This is a genomic window from Microbacterium sp. (assembly GCF_046295495.1).
Taxonomy (GTDB): domain Bacteria; phylum Actinomycetota; class Actinomycetes; order Actinomycetales; family Microbacteriaceae; genus Microbacterium.
On the sequence record NZ_JBKBNC010000016.1, the window covers coordinates 14880 to 31348 of the forward strand.

The window sequence follows — 16469 nt, forward strand, 5'->3', positions numbered from 1 at the left end:
CCTTCACCCTCGAGTGAGGCCCCTCCGTGAGCGAAAGCGACCGCGAGTAGCCGCCGAGAATGGCGTCATGTTCGAACGTGCGTCCACCACCGCTGGGAAAGATCAAAACGGCGCGGCATACGCTTCTACGGTGGCCCGAGATGAGTGACGCCGCGGAGCTTCAGCGCCTTCTCTTCGCTTGGCGAGCCCACCCCCCACGGCCTGCCACAGGGAGTGCGATCATCGACCTCCTCGAGCGGCGCTTCCGGGCATACGAGGTCCCCGTGAGCCTCTTCCCCCGGAGCGATTACGAGATCGATGAAGACGTTCACGCCAATGATGTGTGGAAGCTGTTCTTCATCACGGACCCCGCCCGCGTCAGTGCGCTGGTGACTCCAGCGGCGTTCGATCGAGAGGAGTGGCCACCCTCTGCCGATGAGGGCTGGCCCGCATCATTGAACGAGGATTGGCCGGAGATCTTCGGGAGCTTCCGAAATGATCTCTTGGCCGTTGAAGAGGTGGGCTACCGGTTATTCGCCGCGATGGTGGGGAAGGGCATGGCGCTGGGGGTCGTTTTGGAGTCGCCCGACGGAGTCATCGTCGATGGGTTCAAGGTCTACGGGCCATCCGACGCTCTGACGGATGTGCTGATCGCCCACGTCGGGTGGGAGAAGTATCGGGCGACCGACGCGAATCCCTTCGGTGTGGTCATGGGCGACTCCGGTGATGAAGACTTCGCCCGCTATCTTCGAGCGGCGCACTCGGAGGGTCTCCTGCGGGTGGTCGATGACGACTCGGTGTGACGAGGTCCGCAGGCGGTCAGAAGCGACTACCCGCATCACGTCAGCAACGGGAACCGCGAGAAGAGCCGGAGGTCAGCGGGTTCTCGCGCGCGCTGAAGCTCGTGGCGAACGAGCTGCCGGTTCACGTCATCGCCTTGTCGCGGCTGAATCGTGGTGCGGATCAGCGCCGAGGTGACGGCAATCGCTAGACGCCGGATGATGGGCGAGTATTGAGGAGATTGCGGCGCCGACGCCGCCTGCTCGCTGCTCGACCTTCGGAGTGCCTACCTGTGGTCAACCATGTCAACTTCATCTGGAACATCGCCGAGTCTCTGCGCGGTCCGTTCAAGCCGTCTGAGTACGGCTCGGTTGTCCTCCCGTTCACGGTGCTTCGGCGGCTCGACGCAGTTCTGGCGGACACCAAAGCTCAGGTCCTGAAGGTCGCTCCGACCGTCGATCACGCCCCAGATGTGTTGCGGCACATGAAGCTGACGGATGCGGCGGCCCACCAGTTCTACAACACGTCGCCGTTCGACTTCACGAAGCTCGTCGCCGACCCGCAGGACCTCCGAGCGAACTTGTCGTCGTACCTCGCGGGGTTCTCTCCGAACGTGCGCGACATCTTCGAGCGGTTCGAGTTCGACAAGACACTCAACAAGCTGGCCGAGAAGAACAAGCTGTTCGCGGTGACCGAGAAGTTCGCTCAGGCTGACTTCCATCCGCGAACGGTGAGCAATATCGAGATGGGCCTCGTGTTCGAGGAGCTCATCCGGTGGGCGAACGAGCGCTCGAACGAAACCGCCGGCGACCACTACACCCCGCGTGAGGTCATCACGTTGATGGTCGAGTTGCTGTTCGCGCTCGACGACCACGGGCTGTCGAAGTCCGGCGTCGTGAGATCCATCTACGACCCGACCGCCGGAACCGGCGGCATGCTGTCGGTCGCGGACGAGTACCTGCGGAAGATGAACCCGGGCATTCAGCTCAGCCTGTACGGCCAGGACTACAACGATCAGTCGTACGCCATCTGCAAGGCCGACATGGTCATCAAGGGCCAGGATGTCGACAACATCGCCCTCGGCGACACCCTCACCGAAGACGCGTTCGACGACAAGAAGTTCGACTACGGGCTCTCCAACCCGCCCTTTGGCGTCGACTGGAAGGACCAGCGCTCGTTCGTCGACGACGAGCACACCAAGCTCGGCTTCAACGGTCGCTTCGGGCCGGGCACACCCTCGGTCAGTGATGGCGCGATGCTGTTCTTGCTGCACCTTGTATCGAAGATGCGCAAGCCCGAGGACGGCGGCTCCCGCATGGCGATCGTCCTCAACGGGTCACCGCTGTTCTCCGGCGGCGCAGGCGGTGGCGAGTCGAATATCCGCAAGTGGCTGCTCGACAACGACCTCGTCGAGGCGATCATCGGACTACCGAAGGACATGTTCTACAACACCGGCATCTCCACCTATATCTGGGTCCTCACCAACCGCAAGGACGAGGACCGCACGGGCCGGGTGCAGCTCATCGACGGCCGCGAGATGTTCACCAAGCTCCGCAAGGGCCTCGGCTCCAAGCGCAACGAACTCTCCGCGACCAACATCGAGACCATCGTCGGCCTGTACGCCGGATTCGAGGACGGCGAGCACTCCAAGATCTTCCGCAACGAGGACTTCCTCTACCGCACCATCACCGTCGAACGCCCCCTCAAGCTCAACTGGCATGCCACCTCCGCACGCATCGACGCCGTCTTCGAGGCGAAGGCGGTCCAGAAGCTGAACGAGACGGATGCCGCAGCCCTCCGTGCTGCCCTCGACCGCCTCGGCACCGACACAATGTGGAAGAACCGCACCAAGTTCCAGAAGGTGCTGAAGGATGCCGCGAAAGCAGAAGGCTTCATCCTGCCCGCGCCGCTGCTGAAAACTGTGACGACGGAGCTCGGTGAGCAGGACGACACCGCCGACATCTGTGCCGACCCGAAGGGCAACCCGGAGCCGGACAGCTCGCTCCGCGACACCGAGAACGTGCCCTGGGACGAGGACACCGACGCCTACGTCGCCCGCGAAGTTCTCCCGTACGCGCCCGACGCATGGGTCGACCACTCCAAGACCAAGGAAGGTGCGGAGATCCCCTTTACCCGCCACTTCTACCAATTCGTCCCACCCCGCTCACTCGAAGAGATCGACCGCGACCTCGACGCCGTCATGGACCAACTCCGCGCAATGCTCGTCGAGGTCGAGCGGTGAGCGAATTTCACCGTGTGCAGCTCAAACGCGTTGCGTCCTGCACTCTCGGCAAGATGGTGCAGTCCTCGCCCACGGAAGGCACTGCGCAAGCGCCATACCTCCGGGCCGCCCATGTGCAACCGGGAGGTCGTCTCATCGATCTACCCGACCAGCAGATGTGGTTTACAAACGCGGAGCTTCGAACGCTGACGCTGCGCCGCGATGACGTGGTCATCGTCGAAGGCGGCGCTGGCTACGGTCGCTCGGCGGTTCTCCGAGAAGACCTGGATGGCTGGGGCTTTCAGAACTCAATCATCCGGGTTCGTCCACTTCGGACGCGCTCTGAAGGCCGGTTTCTCGACTACGCCATCCAAGCCGCCCTGAGGTGGGGCGAGATCGATTCGCTCGTGAGCACAGCGACGATTCCTCACTTCACCGCAGAGAAAGTTGGGAGACTGCCGATCGTCTGGCTCCCAGTTAAGCAGCAGGGGGCGATTGCGGACTATCTGGATCGGGAGACGGCGCAGATCGACGCGTTCATCGCGAAGAACGAGGAACTCATCGCGCTCCTCGCAGAACGCCGAACTGCTGTCATCACGCACGCGGTCACCCGCGGCATCGATGCCTCTGCGCAATTGAAGGCAAGTGGAGTCGCGTGGCTTGGAGAGGTCCCAGAGCGCTGGGCGGTTCAACGCTTGGCTTCTACAGTGGAGCGTGCGCAGAATGGCATCTGGGGTTCTGACCCCGAGGGCGGTGAGGAAGACCTGCGTTGCGTGCGAGTCGCCGACTTCGATCGCCAGAAGCAGCGTATTCACGATGATTCACACACGCTGCGCAAACTCACAGCGTCTGAGCGCGCGGGGCGAGTGTTGCGGAACGGTGATCTGTTACTCGAGAAGTCTGGCGGGGGAGAGAAATCCCCGGTCGGATTTGTTGTCCTCTACGATCGGGACGAGCCTGCAGTTTGCTCGAACTTCGTCGCGAGGGTTCAGTTGCGTAATGAGATGGACCCCAGGTTCTGGACTTACGTCCACGGTGCCATGTACCGGCAGCGGATAACCGAAAGGTCCATCAAGCAGTCGACCGGCATTCAGAACCTCGACCAGTCGGCGTACTTCAACGAATACGTCGCAGTCCCGCCATACAGCGAACAATCCCAGATCGCTGACTACCTCGAGCGACGAACTGAGGAGATCGACGGAGCAGTCGACACAGCACGTCTTGGTGTTCAACTCGCCCGAGAGCGCCGTGCCGCACTCATCTCAGCCGCGGTGACCGGCAAAATCGACGTGGGGGTGGTCGCATGACCGGTGTTGCGGGGGCACATCTGGAATCGGTACTGGAGAGCGAGATCGCCGAGCACCTTGCGGCGAACGGGTGGGAGTACTCACCGACCGACGACGGGTATGACCGTGCGCTCGCGCTCTTGCCCGAAGACGTCCTCGGGTGGTTAGAGGAGTCACAGCCGACGGAGTTCGCGAAGGTGGTTCGCCCCCATGACACCGAGGCTCAGCAGGAGGCGGCGGAGCGCAGCATCCTGAACCGTCTGGCGAAGGCGCTCGACAACGATCCACTGAAGAACGGTGGGACGATCCGTATCCTTCACGAGGGGTTCTCGATGGTGCCCCTTCACGGCGGCGCCGTGAAGTTCGCGCTCGCGCAGTTCCGGCCGGCGACGACGAACAATCCCGACACGCTCGCGGCATACACGAAAATGCGGGTTCGAGTCATGCGCCAGGTGCGTTACTCGGCGAAGAATCCGAACAAGGCCCTCGACCTAGTGCTGTTCGTCAACGGCATCCCGGTGGCGACGATCGAACTGAAGACCGATTTCACGCAGCCGATCGGCAACGCCGTCGCGCAGTATCAGTTCGACCGCAGTCCGGCGGGCGAGCCGCTATTCGCGTTCGCGAAGCGATCGCTCGTGCACTTCGTGGTGTCCAACTCCGAGGTTCGGATGACGACAAAGCTCGCTGGGGAGAAGACTCGATTTCTTCCGTTCAACAGGGGTCATGACGAGGGAGCCGGAAACCCGCCAAACCCGAACGGGTCGGCATCCTCCTACTTCTGGGAAGAGATCCTGCAGCGAGACACATGGCTGCAGCTTTTGGCGTCGTTTGTGCACCTGCAGGTCGAGGTCGACGTCGACCCTGATACGGGAGCGAGGACCCGCGACGAGAAGGTGCTGTTCCCGCGCTACCACCAATGGCGTGCGGTCACTCGGCTCGCGGAGGCCGCGCGTGGGGAAGGGCCGGGCAACCGTTATCTGGTGCAGCATTCCGCGGGCTCGGGCAAGACGAACTCGATTTCGTGGCTCGCTCACCGACTGTCGCAGCTGCACGACGCCGATAACGTCCGGGTGTTCGACACGGTGGTCGTCGTGACCGATCGGACGGTGCTCGACAAGCAGCTGCAGGATGCGATCAGCCAGTTCGAGAAGCAGGCCGGCGTGGTGCAGTCGATCACGCGCGAGTCGGGCGAGTCGAAGTCGAAGCAACTCGCGGCGGCGTTGACCGGTGGGAAGAACATTGTGATCGTCACGATCCAGTCGTTCGAGGCGCTGATCGAGTCAATTCAGACGGTGCCCGCGCTGCAAGGGCGCCGCTTCGCGGTGATCGCGGACGAGGCTCACTCGTCGCAGACCGGGTCGACCGCGGGAGCGCTGACGAAGGTGCTGTCCCCCGATGAGCAGGCAGCTATCGCGGAGGGTGCACCGATCGACTCGGACGCCTATCTGCAATGGGCGATGGAAGTGACGGCATCCGCCCCCAACATCTCGTACTTCGCATTCACCGCAACGCCGAAGGCGAAGACGCTGGAGCTGTTCGGTCGCATCCCCGACGGGGGCAACAAGCCGGAACCGTTCGACCTGTATTCGATGCAGCAGGCGATCGAGGAGGGATTCATCCTCGACGTGCTGCAGAACTACACCCCCTACAAGGTGGCGTGGAAGCTGCAACACCCGGGTGCGGACTATGACGCGCACGGTGAGGTCGACGAGTCAACCGCCGTGAAGGCGCTCGTGCAGTACGTGCGGTTGCACTCAACGAATATCAGCCAGAAGGCGAAGATTGTCGTCGACCACTTCTCCGCCTACGCGAAGCCGTTGCTCGACGGTAAGGCGAAAGCGATGGTCGTCACCGGGTCGCGTAAGGAGGCGGTGCGGTGGAAGAAGTACCTCGATGCCTACCTTGCGGATGCCGGCGTGCAGGGTGTCCGGTCGTTGGTGGCGTTCTCGGGTACGGTCGACGACCCCGACGACGTGGGTGACGGGCTGACGGAGAAGACGCAGAACCCGGGCCTGCACACCTCGGACCTCGCGGCGGCATTCAAGCCGTCGACGTTCAACGTGATGATCGTGGCGGAGAAGTTCCAGACAGGGTTCGACCAGCCGCGCCTCGTCGCCATGTACGTGGACAAGAAGCTCGGCGGTGTTCAGGCCGTGCAGACTCTGTCGCGGCTGAACCGCACGTACCCGGGCAAGGACAAGACCTTCGTTCTCGACTTCGTCAACGAGCCCCTCGACGTGCTTGATGCGTTCAAGGACTACTACCGCAAGGCGGAGTTGACCGCGCTCACCGACCCGAACCTCATCTACGACCTCGTCACCAAGCTCGATGCGTCGGGGATGTACACGATGAGCGAAGTGGAGCAGGCGTTCGATGCGGCCCTCGCCGGTGGGACGAACGCTAACTCGAAGGTGTCGGCGGCGACAACGCCGGCGGTGAACCGCTTCGGCAAGCGCTGGCTCAACGCGGTGCTCGACGGTGACAAGAGCGAGCAAGACGAGCTGCGGCTGTTCAAAGCGGATGCGGGTCAGTTCGTGAAGTTCTACGACTTCATCTCGCAGGCCCGGAACCTCGAAGACACCGACCTGCCGCGTCGGCACTACTTCTTCCGCCGCATCCTCCCGCAGCTGTCTACCGCGACCTATGAGGAGCCGGTCGACATCTCTCAGGTGCAGCTCGCCGGGTACAAGATCACGGCGGGCGAGGCCGTGAAGCTGAACCTCGAAAAGGGACCCGGTCTCGACCCGATCACCGCGATCGGCTCCGGGACGATTCACGAGAAGCACCGCAGCGCACTCGAAGAGATCATCGAGAAGCTCAACGAACGCCTCGGCAACAAATACGGCGTCGGCGTGATCGACATCACGATGAACCACATTGTCGGCAAGCTCGCGCTCGACTGCGATCTCGCACGGCAGGCCGAGGTGAACACGCCCCAGCAGTTCGCCGAGTCGCCGGCGCTGCCGAAGGCGTTCACGAAGGCCGTCGTGGAAGTGCGCGAGGAGACGCCCGCGTTCATCGACGATCTCCTCGGTGACGGTGGCCTATTTACGGAGCTCGGGAAGGCGCTGCCGGCGATGCTGTACGAGTACCTGAAGGACAAGGGCGCGGCGGCGAGTTGACTGCTCGCTCGACTGATGCTCGCACCGTCGAGCGTCGCTTCCGACGGGTTGAAGCCTAGAGGTGCACGGCCAGGCCCGAACCAACGTCGGGCAGTTCGATCCGAACCGGGTCTGCAGAATATCGACGGAGGTTGTCGAGAAGTATGGCTGCATCTAGCACTCTTCCGATCTGATTGTCGGACTCGGGTCGATGGAATCCAGACTCGCGTGCTCGATAGACAGTGACCCTTGCGTCGCCCCGTTGTATCGCGCGCAAGCATATCGCTCTCAGGTAGTAGTGAACATATGCGCCACTGGCGAGAAGAGACGCGGCATTGTTAGGGACTCGCTTCTCATACGGTACCCCGTTGCGTTGCGACATCTCAGTAAGGCTGAACTTTCCCCCGGACTGCAAGAGGTGCTCCAGCGATTCCGGAGTTCCTTCTGCTAGCGCAGCTCGCAAATCTCCAGGAAAGCAGGACTGGCCATATTCGCTCAGCCGGGGGCTCTTGTAGGCGGTGCCTGCGGCTATGTCGGCCTCTAATTCAGCAACAGCAATTTCGCGGGATTCTTCATCCAGGTCGATTAGGTCGAACACGTGTCGCTCCCCATATGAGTGCCCCGGTACTTCGTAGCAGACCGAGTCTCGACAGGACCAGCCCGCCGGCAGTCCCGAAGCGACTGGCTCGATCGATGCTGATCGAGCCAGTCGCAGTAGCCTGACCCTACCCCCCCGCCCCGGTCGGAGGAGACCGCCGTGACCCAACCCCTTCGCTATGGCATCGCCGTCTCCCCTGACGGGTGACTCCACCACGAGGCGGTTTTGCCGCCGGACGCCGACTCGATGGCGTTCCGAACTGACGCGCGACGCCGCTCCGACACTATTCTCTGTGGGCTCCTCAACTACGAGCTGATGGAGGACGCGTGGCGCCGACCCAAGTCGGGGGAGTGGCCGGACTGGACGGATACCAGTGAGGTTGCGTTCGCGGCGGTAATGGGTCCGATGCAGGAGGTCGTCGTATCCACTTCTCTCGACGCCGCGGACTGGAACGCCGAACTCCTCCGGGCAGATGTCGTCGACGGGTCGCGGCGGCCATGTGGTGCCGGCGGGGATCTCGCGGGAGGGGCATCGACGAGCACACGGCGTCGTGCATCCAGTGATTGCCGGCCCCGGCCCACGGCTTCTTAACGGTGGGGAACTGACCCTCGAGCTCGTTGAGCGACGGGGGTTTCGTTCAGGGGTCAGCGTCCAAAGGCGTCGACCCAGCCATGCTCCCCGGCGTCCGCACCTTCTCGAGGTAGGCGCGGAGCCAAGGTATGACAACCGTTAGCCCCTGTCGGGCGGCGCGCATCGAGGTCAGTATTTCAAGGAACTGCAAGGTTAGACGTGCTCTTGATCGGTTGCTCTCGCGAACTAGCGCCTTGTTCGCGTACCGCAGCTGTGATCTTCCGGACCCGGGCCCGGGCGCATTAGACCCGTCCCCGCTGGCTGCATAAGAAGCTCAGGCGGACGCTCCACGACCCGTTCTCGTAATCTTCTCGTCTTGCAGCAGGATGGCGGCAGCTTGGTTTTCTCGTTCGTCGGAAACTCGCGCGAATCGGTCCCAGAATTTCTCACCCGCAATAAGTCTTTGAGATGCAGGGAGCAGGGCTTCCGCAGCATCCAAAGACAGTAATGCGGCTTGATAACCTCGTCGAGCGTCTCGCACTAGCGCATCCCTTCTGCGCGCGCTATCAATATCAGTCGCTTCTGCCAGCGCGACCGCCTTCGCGAGAGATTGGCCCGAGAAGGTCAAAAGGTGACGCACAAGAAACAATTTATTCGTAAATTTCAGGCTCGCGTCTCGGACCTCGATTATGGGGGCGAGCATGCGAAGTTCGTCGTCACATAGTCGCTCCTGCTGTTCCAAGGTGCGCCTACTTAACTGGTCCGTCCTGCCCAGCCGTGCGACCGCTCCTTCGAGTCTGCTTCGGAGGATGTTCATGTCCGGGACGGTGCGTGAGGCCACTATCGCTCGCTCGCTGCGTCGCTTGAGCAAATCGCCCACGAACGGGACGATTGTCGCGATCACAAGGAGTGCGGTGACAACCACCAGTCCCCATGTGGCGGCCACTATTTGATCGTCCAACTTCTAACCCCCGATACTGCCGACGATGAAAAGAACGTTATCGGTAGTGTGTCCCGTGTGGGTCGAAGTAACAGAGTGTGAGTCTGCGACGCCGCGCTGGCCGGCATTAGTTGCGGTCGCTGTGCCATCCGTTACTCAGGCCCGCGCTGACCGAGCGGCGGGAGTTCCGTTCCAGGGCCACCGTGCAGCGGTACCGGCTGGCAGCACTGCGACGGGCCCGCGCGAAGTGGTGCGCGAGGTCGCACCCACTTGGGTCACTCCGCGGTGACCGACGCGCTCCACGTCACGCTGAACCGGTCGGTCAGCATGCCGAACCCGGCACTCCATGCCGACGCCGCGAGAGGCTCGACGATCGTGGCATCCACAGCCAGAGCATCCCAGTAGCCCTGCAGCTCATCGAGCGTGGGCGAACTGATCGAGATGAACAGCGCCTGGTCGGTGATCGTCGTGTTGTTCTCGCGGCGGGTGAAGCCGCCGCCGGCGATGCCGCCCTCGGTCTGACCGGGGATGTCGTACCCCATGAGGCGGAACCCGTTCTCGGCGCTGACGAGGCCGATGACGACCTTGTCGGCGCCGGGGATCTCGGCCGGCATGCCGAAGTCGGCGTAGGTGTTGATGACGAGGTGGCCGCCGAAGACGGACTGGTAAAACTCGAGCGCCTGACGGGCATCGCCGCGGAAGTTCAGGTGGGTGGTGGTCTGCACGGGCATGTCTGCTCCTCGATAAATCGGCCGGGATCGGCTCGTGAGATCACGTTCCCACCCGTATAGGTCGGTTTCTGTCCTAGACCGCGAATACCGTCGGATGCATGGCCACGACGTCGCGATTGCTCACCCTGCTGTCGCTCCTGCAGGCGCGGAGGGACTGGCCGGGGTCGGTGCTGGCATCGCGACTCGACGTCAGCGATCGCACCGTTCGGCGTGACATCGACCGCCTGCGCGAGATGGGGTACCGCATCGAGACGACGATGGGCCCCGATGGGGGATACCGCCTCGACGCGGGTGCGGAGATGCCGCCGCTGCTGTTCGACAGTGACCAGGCGCTGGCGGTTGCGATCGCTCTACGCGCGGCTCCTGCGCTGGGCGCAGACATCGGTGAGGCGGCGGTGCGGGCTCTCGCCACGATGCGTCAGGTGCTGCCGTCGCGCCTACGGCATCGCTTCGATGCTGTCGAGGTGACGACCGTCCGCGGCGCCGGAGAGTCGGCGGCCGCGGCCGTGCCGCTCGATGTGCTGCTGACGCTCGCGCAGGCGGTGCGCGACCGCGTGACGGTGCGCTTCGATTACCTGCCGCGGGGCGAGGGCGACCCCCAGGCTCGGCGGGTCGAGCCGCATCACCTCGTGACCTCACACGGTCGGTGGTATCTGCTCGGGTGGGATCTCGACCGGGACGACTGGCGGCTCTTCTCCGCTGACCGGGTGCGTCCTCGCGTGCCGCACGGGGCACCCTTCGTGCCGCGGGTGGTGCCGGGCGGCGACGTCGATACGTTCGTCTCGGCGCGGTTCAAGGGGTCCGACGCGAACGAGTGGCCCTGCCGGGGCATCGTGCTCCTGCACGCGCCCGCCCGCGACGTGCTGCCCTTCGCGGGCGACGGCACGGTCACCGCTGTCGACGACGAGCGGTGCACTCTCGAGGTCGGGTCGTGGTCGTGGGGCGCGCTCGCCGCGTCGTTCGGGCGGTTCGAGGTGGCGATGGAGGTCGTCGAGCCACCGGAACTCGCCGAGGCGTTCGCTGTGCAGGCCGCGCGCTTCGCGGCGGCGGGCCCTTCCGCGGGGGAGTCCCGGCGAGGAAGCTAGCGGCAGCGGCAGGAGTTCCACGCGGGTGCCGTCGTGCAGCGCTATCGACCGGTCTCGTAGGAAGGGGATCCGCGTGAGTGACTCGCGCGGAACCCCGAAACGGACTGGTTGGGCCTGGATGCTGTGGGCGGGGGAGATGCGAATGCCGACGGGTCGGCGCCGACCGCGGCGACGACGGCCTCATGACTTCGATGACGAAGCGGGCACGGGCCTCGGGCGATCCGCCGTAGCCGTCGGTGCGCTGGTTGGAGGCCGGGGAGAGGAACTTGTGCAGCAAATAGCCGTTGGTCGAGTGCAGCTCGACGCCGTCGATGCCGGCATCCACTGCCCGACGGGCCGCGTTAGAGACCTCGTCCCGCCGGCAGGTAGCCCGGGGCGGAATCAGCGTGTGACCGGGCGGGCGCGGTTGAATGACCGTCTCAACACCGGCGGCGTGTGTCGACATCCGTGTGCACGTAATGACCCTTATGGGTGATGTAGCGGCGCTCAAGGGGGAAGTGACGTCGGTGGCGGAAGCAATTGGCCGGTAATCGTAACGGCGGATGTACCGGAGCGTCGGAGTTCTCCATCTCGGGCCGGAGCGATTGGTGTGAGGTGAGTGCGGTCCAGCGCCACTTCCCGTTAAAGGTGTGGTGAAGTGAGACATGGCTTCGCGCACCGACCTCATCATTGATCTCGCGTCCACCAACGTGCACGCGGACCCGACGGACATCGCCCGATGGGCCGCGAACGAGTCGGTGTTCGTGTCTAGCCTCATAACGGATATGCCTGCTGAGCGCGAAGCTGTACGACGCGCTATCGTGACCTTCGGAGCTCGACCGGTCATGTTCGAACACGACCTTGGTGCGCAGGACGTGAGTGCAGATCGGGCCTACCTCAGCGGTCTTGCCGGGTCCACAATTTATCTCGGAATCTTCGGAACTCGCTACGGCCAGCCTCTCGCGAGCGGCTACTCCGCTACACATGACGAGTTCCGGCACGCCGAGTCGGGCAACTTGCGTATGGCGCTTTACGTCTTGGAGCCGTTCACCGGTGCTGACGGTCCGCAGCGCGACTTCGTCGGGGGCGTTCGCACACGGTACACCACGGCCCCTTACCGGGACGCGCCTGACCTTGAGCAGCGAGTGACCGACCGGCTGCGTACCCTCGCAACCGAAGCCCTCACACCGTGGGTAGTTCTGGGGAACGCCGCCTTCAGAGCATCATCCATCCGAGTCTCTGGCAGCCGAGTCACCGTACGCGCCACCATCCGCGACGCTCGCGTTGCAGGTGCGTTCAAGGGGTACCTGACCTCCCGCGCGGACGTCGCTTTCGCTGGACCTCACGACTCAGGACAAGCTCGGGTCGAGAAGATCGACAGCGAGTCGACCTCGGCTGGTAGCCAGACGATGGAGATCTCTCTCGCGATGAGCGGCCGCGAGCCGCAGTGGCATGCAATGAGCATCAACGGTCGGAGCGCTGACGATGTCTTCGTCGACGCGCTACGTGGGGGCTTCTTCGGCGAACGGGTACCGCATTCATACCTCGGTCTCGCCACCGTCGAGGACCCGTTCATTGTGCTGCGGGGCAGGAACCTTCCCGAGTCCACGGTGCGATCCTTGGCGCGGGTGCTTGCTGACGAGGAACTTCGACGTAGGGGGATCACGAACGGGACGTATCGCTTCGTCCTCAGCCCCGCCGACCCCCAGGGCTCGCGGCGGTTGCGCATGACCTGGTACCCGCCGCATGTCTACGCGCAACAGCCGGCACCTGCGGAGCGAGAGATTGAGGGCGTCGTCACCGGCTTCTGATCCGTGGAGTTCACTCAAACCGAGGGCAGACGCGGCGGTCTCGTCGGCAAGCGATCGCGTGTCCCAGTCGCCGCATGCCGTCATAGGCGTCTCGGAGTAGGTCAGTCGTTCCCTCGCAGATCAGGCCCGCCGGCCTCTGCCAGCTCGTCGAGGATGCTCCGATTTTCCGGAGGCTACAGGGTTCTCGAATTCCGGGGCAGCAGGAGGCTCTTCCTCTGGCGGGAGCCGGCGAGGAAGCTAGCGGCATGCTTCAACCCCTCCGCTACGCCATCAACGTCACCCTCGACGGCTGCTGCTCGCACGAGGCTGGTCTGTCGCCGGATGCCGAGTCGATGGCGTTCTGGACCGATGAGCTTCGCCGCTCCGACACTCTCCTCTACGGCCGCGTCACCTACGAGCTGATGGAGGGCGCGTGGCGCCGACCCGAGTCGGGGGAGTGGCCGGACTGGATGGATGCCAGCGAGGTGGCGTTCGCGGAGGTGATGGATCCGATGAGGAAGGTCGTGGCATCCGCAACCCTCGACGCAGTCGACTGGAACGCCGAAGTCGTCCGGGGCGACGTCGTGGAGGCCGTCCGGCGGCTCAAGGAGCATCCGCGGAGGGGGATTTCGCTCGGCGGTGTGAAGCTTCCGGCGACGCTCGCGGCGCTGGGGCTCATCGACGAGTATACGTTCGTCGTGCACCCGGTGATCGCGGGGCGGGGGCCGCGCCTGCTTGACGGCGTTGACCTGAAGCTCGAGCTCATCGAGCAGCGCGCCTTCCGCTCGGGCGCGATCGTGCAGCGCTACCGGCCCGCCGCACAGGCAATGGCCCCGCGCGAGTGAATAGCGCGAGGCCTTGGCATCCAGAGATTAGCCCTGGAGGAACTGGTAGTCCGAGGATCCGTGCTCGTCGGGGTCCTAGGCCGAGGCCTGGTCGACCTCGTTCTCGTCGGCGCCCTTCTCCCAGCGCGTCACCGGGTCGGGGTGGGCGATGGCGGGGCGACCGACGGCGACCAGGTCGGTGATTCCCTCGTCTACAGCCGTGACGGGTTCGGCGTGTAGCACCCCTGCTACTCCACGAATGCGGACCGGCCAATGAATTCGGTTCGGAGATTCAGCACGCTGGCAATAGCGTCAAGGAAAGTCTCATTCGTGAGAAACCATTCTTGTCCAACCTCGTTCGCACGCCGGCCGTTCGCCCGACGCGGGTTATTGTGCCCCGCCGTCGACAGGAGACGGTGGAATTGTTTTTCGATGACAGCAGGATCAGCGTCGCCGGCCGTGTAAACACGGACGACCACCAACGGCTCCGGCATGTGTGCGCGCGCACCGCCGCGGTGTTGGCGTATGCGACTACCAACGTCGGCAGTCTGCCCGACTTTAATGAGTGTATTCCCGGACCTTTCATCGACGGGCTTTTCCAGGTACCAACCGTAGGAGAAAGCGTAAATACCTGGCTTGCCATCAGATGTCCCGCATCGACATCTGCGTCATCGCCTCGCGGGGGATCTTCGACCGTAGTCTCGGACGAGGTCAGTTCGGCAAGTGCCTGCTCCGCCAGCGCGAGGTGGCTCACGAGTAGCTGCGCCGCGGCGGCACTCACCTGACTGCGGCTTCGCTTTACGAATGAACGAACGGCTGCAGTGACTTGCGTCTGCAGTGTCGCGCCGGTCGTCACCTTGCCGTCGAGTATCGCGTCGATTCTTGACTTATATCCGTAGACAAAGCCGATTGTCGCGACGTTGAGTCGGTCGGCAACCTCTTGCGGGGTCAAACCCTCCAGGACGTGCAGGCGATAGACGTCGCCGAGACGGGACTCATCCTCTTCAAGGAGTGATGCAATCTCCTCTCGCGCTGTCAGTTCGACGGTGGCGTCAGCGCCCGGGGACTCGTCGAGTGAATCGGCGTCTTCCTCAATCGACGGGGCTTCATGGTGATCGGTCACGTGCTCGCCAAATCCTGCGTTATTCATCGCCACGGACTATGTCTACAGGATGGGTGACCCCGTCCGTCCGCTCGTTTGCGCGAAAATTCTCGCGCTCATGATGCCTACTTAGACCTCGGTGTCGACCCCATGGTCGACTTGCACTCCACTCCTTTCGTCGACCGCCGCAAGCGAAGGGCCCCGCGCGAGCGAATCGCGCGAGGCCCTGGCATCCGTTTGTCAGCCCTGGAGGAACGGGTAGTCCGTGTATCCGCGCTCGGCGGGGCCGTAGACCGAGGCCTGGTCGACCTCGTTCTCGTCTGCGTTCTGCTCCCAGCGGGTGACGAGGTCGGGGTTGGCGATGGCGGGGCGGCCGACGGCGATCAGGTCGGCGATGCCGTCGTCGACGGCCGTGACGGCCTCGTCGCGCGTGGTCATGGTCGAGAAGCCGGAGTTGACGATGAAGGTGCCGCCGAAGGCACGGCGCAGGTCCTGGATGAGGTCGCTGGCGGGGTCGGCGTGCAGCACGCTGAGGTAGGCCAGGCCCAGCGGGGCGAGGCCGGCGATGAGGGCCTCGTAGGTGGCGCGGGTTTCGGCGTCGTCCTTCTCCCAGACGTCCTGAATGTTGTGGGCGGGGGAGATGCGGATGCCGACGCGGTCGGCGCCGACCTCGGCGACGACGGCCTGGGCGACCTCGATGACGAAGCGGGCGCGAGCCTCGGGCGATCCGCCGTAGCCGTCGGTGCGCTGGTTGGAGGCCGGGGAGAGGAACTCGTGCAGCAGGTAGCCGTTGGCCGAGTGCAGCTCGACGCCGTCGATGCCGGCATCCACGGCCCGACGGGCGGCCTTGACGAACTCGTCGCGAACCGTCTCCAGCTCCGACGTCTCGAGGGCGTGGGGCACGGGGTACGCGACCTTGGTGCCGTCGGCGAGGCGGGTGTCGCCCTCGATCGCGATCGCCGAGGGGGCGACGATGCGGTCGGTGCCGGTGATGTCGGTGTGGGTGACGCGTCCGCCGTTCATGAGCTGCATGAACACCACTCCGCCTTCGGCGTGCACGGCATCCGCGACCTTCGCCCAGCCGGCGGCCTGCTCGTCGGTGACGATTCCGGGCTGGCCGGGGTACGCCTTCGACTCGGCGCTCGGGAACACGCCCTCGGTGACGAGCAGGCCGATGCCGGCGCGCTGCTCGTAGTACTTCGCGACAATCGGGCCGGGAACGCCGTCAGCGTTCGCGCGCAGGCGGGTCATGGGGGCGAGCGACACGCGGTTGCGCACACCGATGCTGCCGACGGTGGTGGGGCTGAACAGGCTCACGGGAGTCCTTTCGTGGGGAACAAGGGCCACGCGTCCCCAACGGAGGCGGGCGGCGACCTATTCCACGGGATGCACGTGTGTGCAGCGGTGGGTTGACGCGGGCGGGGGATGCTGCTGTGGCCGGGCGGTCCGGCGGCCCGCGCTCGCCGCGGCGCAATCACCG

At 64.2% G+C, this 16469-nt stretch carries 12 protein-coding genes and 2 pseudogenes; 8 read left to right on the forward strand and 6 right to left on the reverse strand.

The window, feature by feature from the left end; translation table 11 throughout:
• The first annotated feature begins 263 nt into the window (after positions 1 to 263).
• The 5 genes and pseudogenes from ACK4LS_RS08225 (at position 264) to ACK4LS_RS08245 (ending at position 7391) form a co-directional block, all read left to right on the forward strand.
• Positions 264 to 782, forward strand: coding sequence for a hypothetical protein (locus tag ACK4LS_RS08225; RefSeq protein WP_409715888.1), 519 nt, complete (start codon positions 264 to 266; stop codon positions 780 to 782).
• Positions 779 to 952, forward strand: a pseudogene (locus ACK4LS_RS08230) (DnaB-like helicase C-terminal domain-containing protein); the annotation flags it as partial. The gene ACK4LS_RS08225 and the pseudogene ACK4LS_RS08230, both read left to right, overlap by 4 nt.
• 99 nt (positions 953 to 1051) lie before the next feature.
• Positions 1052 to 3001: an N-6 DNA methylase gene (locus ACK4LS_RS08235; RefSeq protein ID WP_409715891.1), complete on the forward strand. Its 1950-nt coding sequence runs from the start codon at positions 1052 to 1054 to the stop codon at positions 2999 to 3001.
• 53 nt (positions 3002 to 3054) lie between these two features.
• Positions 3055 to 4287 carry a hypothetical protein gene (locus tag ACK4LS_RS08240; protein WP_409715894.1) on the forward strand — a complete coding sequence of 411 codons (1233 nt, stop codon included), beginning with the start codon at positions 3055 to 3057 and terminating at the stop codon, positions 4285 to 4287.
• Positions 4284 to 7391, forward strand: a complete 3108-nt coding sequence (locus tag ACK4LS_RS08245; protein WP_409715897.1) for a type I restriction endonuclease subunit R — start codon at positions 4284 to 4286, stop codon at positions 7389 to 7391. Before ACK4LS_RS08240 ends, ACK4LS_RS08245 begins: the two co-directional genes overlap by 4 nt.
• Before the next feature lie 1481 nt (positions 7392 to 8872).
• On the opposite strand, the gene ACK4LS_RS08250 is transcribed toward ACK4LS_RS08245, so the two are convergent.
• Positions 8873 to 9484: a hypothetical protein gene (locus ACK4LS_RS08250; RefSeq protein ID WP_409715899.1), complete on the reverse strand. Its 612-nt coding sequence runs from the start codon at positions 9482 to 9484 to the stop codon at positions 8873 to 8875.
• Between the two features lie 269 nt (positions 9485 to 9753).
• Complete coding sequence (locus ACK4LS_RS08255) at positions 9754 to 10209, reverse strand: VOC family protein (RefSeq protein ID WP_409715901.1); 456 nt, start codon at positions 10207 to 10209, stop codon at positions 9754 to 9756.
• A gap of 98 nt (positions 10210 to 10307) precedes the next feature.
• Between ACK4LS_RS08255 and ACK4LS_RS08260 the strand changes: the two genes are divergently transcribed.
• Complete coding sequence (locus ACK4LS_RS08260) at positions 10308 to 11294, forward strand: helix-turn-helix transcriptional regulator (RefSeq protein ID WP_409715904.1); 987 nt, start codon at positions 10308 to 10310, stop codon at positions 11292 to 11294.
• A 114-nt stretch (positions 11295 to 11408) separates the two neighbouring features.
• Here ACK4LS_RS08260 and ACK4LS_RS08265 read toward each other — a convergent pair.
• Positions 11409 to 11655, reverse strand: a pseudogene (locus ACK4LS_RS08265) (alkene reductase); the annotation flags it as partial.
• 283 nt (positions 11656 to 11938) lie between these two features.
• On the opposite strand from ACK4LS_RS08265, the gene ACK4LS_RS08270 reads away from it, so the two are divergent.
• Both ACK4LS_RS08270 and ACK4LS_RS08275 read left to right on the forward strand, forming a co-directional pair.
• On the forward strand, positions 11939 to 13084 hold the full coding sequence (locus tag ACK4LS_RS08270) for a DUF4062 domain-containing protein (protein ID WP_409715907.1): 1146 nt from the start codon (positions 11939 to 11941) through the stop codon (positions 13082 to 13084).
• A 245-nt stretch (positions 13085 to 13329) separates the two neighbouring features.
• Entirely contained in the window at positions 13330 to 13908 is a 579-nt protein-coding gene (locus ACK4LS_RS08275; RefSeq protein ID WP_409715910.1) for a dihydrofolate reductase family protein, read from the forward strand.
• Between the two features lie 75 nt (positions 13909 to 13983).
• On the opposite strand, the gene ACK4LS_RS08280 is transcribed toward ACK4LS_RS08275, so the two are convergent.
• The 3 genes from ACK4LS_RS08280 to ACK4LS_RS08290 all read right to left on the reverse strand — a co-directional run bounded on the left by ACK4LS_RS08280 (position 13984) and on the right by ACK4LS_RS08290 (position 16306).
• Positions 13984 to 14130 (reverse strand): hypothetical protein, encoded by a 147-nt coding sequence (locus ACK4LS_RS08280; protein ID WP_409715913.1) that lies wholly within the window; start codon positions 14128 to 14130, stop codon positions 13984 to 13986.
• Between the two features lie 5 nt (positions 14131 to 14135).
• Complete coding sequence (locus ACK4LS_RS08285) at positions 14136 to 14516, reverse strand: GIY-YIG nuclease family protein (RefSeq protein WP_409716006.1); 381 nt, start codon at positions 14514 to 14516, stop codon at positions 14136 to 14138.
• Between the two features lie 713 nt (positions 14517 to 15229).
• Positions 15230 to 16306 carry an alkene reductase gene (locus ACK4LS_RS08290; RefSeq protein WP_409715916.1) on the reverse strand — a complete coding sequence of 359 codons (1077 nt, stop codon included), beginning with the start codon at positions 16304 to 16306 and terminating at the stop codon, positions 15230 to 15232.
• Between the last annotated feature and the right edge of the window lie 163 nt (positions 16307 to 16469).

Excerpts from the sequence above, each read along its gene's own strand:
- ACK4LS_RS08240 (WP_409715894.1), top strand. The coding sequence starts at position 3,055 with ATGGTGCAGTCCTCGCCCACGGAAGGCACTGCGCAAGCGCCATACCTC.
- ACK4LS_RS08245 (WP_409715897.1), top strand. The coding sequence starts at position 4,284 with ATGACCGGTGTTGCGGGGGCACATCTGGAATCGGTACTGGAGAGCGAG.
- ACK4LS_RS08255 (WP_409715901.1), bottom strand. The coding sequence starts at position 10,209 with ATGCCCGTGCAGACCACCACCCACCTGAACTTCCGCGGCGATGCCCGT.
- ACK4LS_RS08260 (WP_409715904.1), top strand. The coding sequence starts at position 10,308 with ATGGCCACGACGTCGCGATTGCTCACCCTGCTGTCGCTCCTGCAGGCG.
- ACK4LS_RS08270 (WP_409715907.1), top strand. The coding sequence starts at position 11,939 with ATGGCTTCGCGCACCGACCTCATCATTGATCTCGCGTCCACCAACGTG.
- ACK4LS_RS08275 (WP_409715910.1), top strand. The coding sequence starts at position 13,330 with ATGCTTCAACCCCTCCGCTACGCCATCAACGTCACCCTCGACGGCTGC.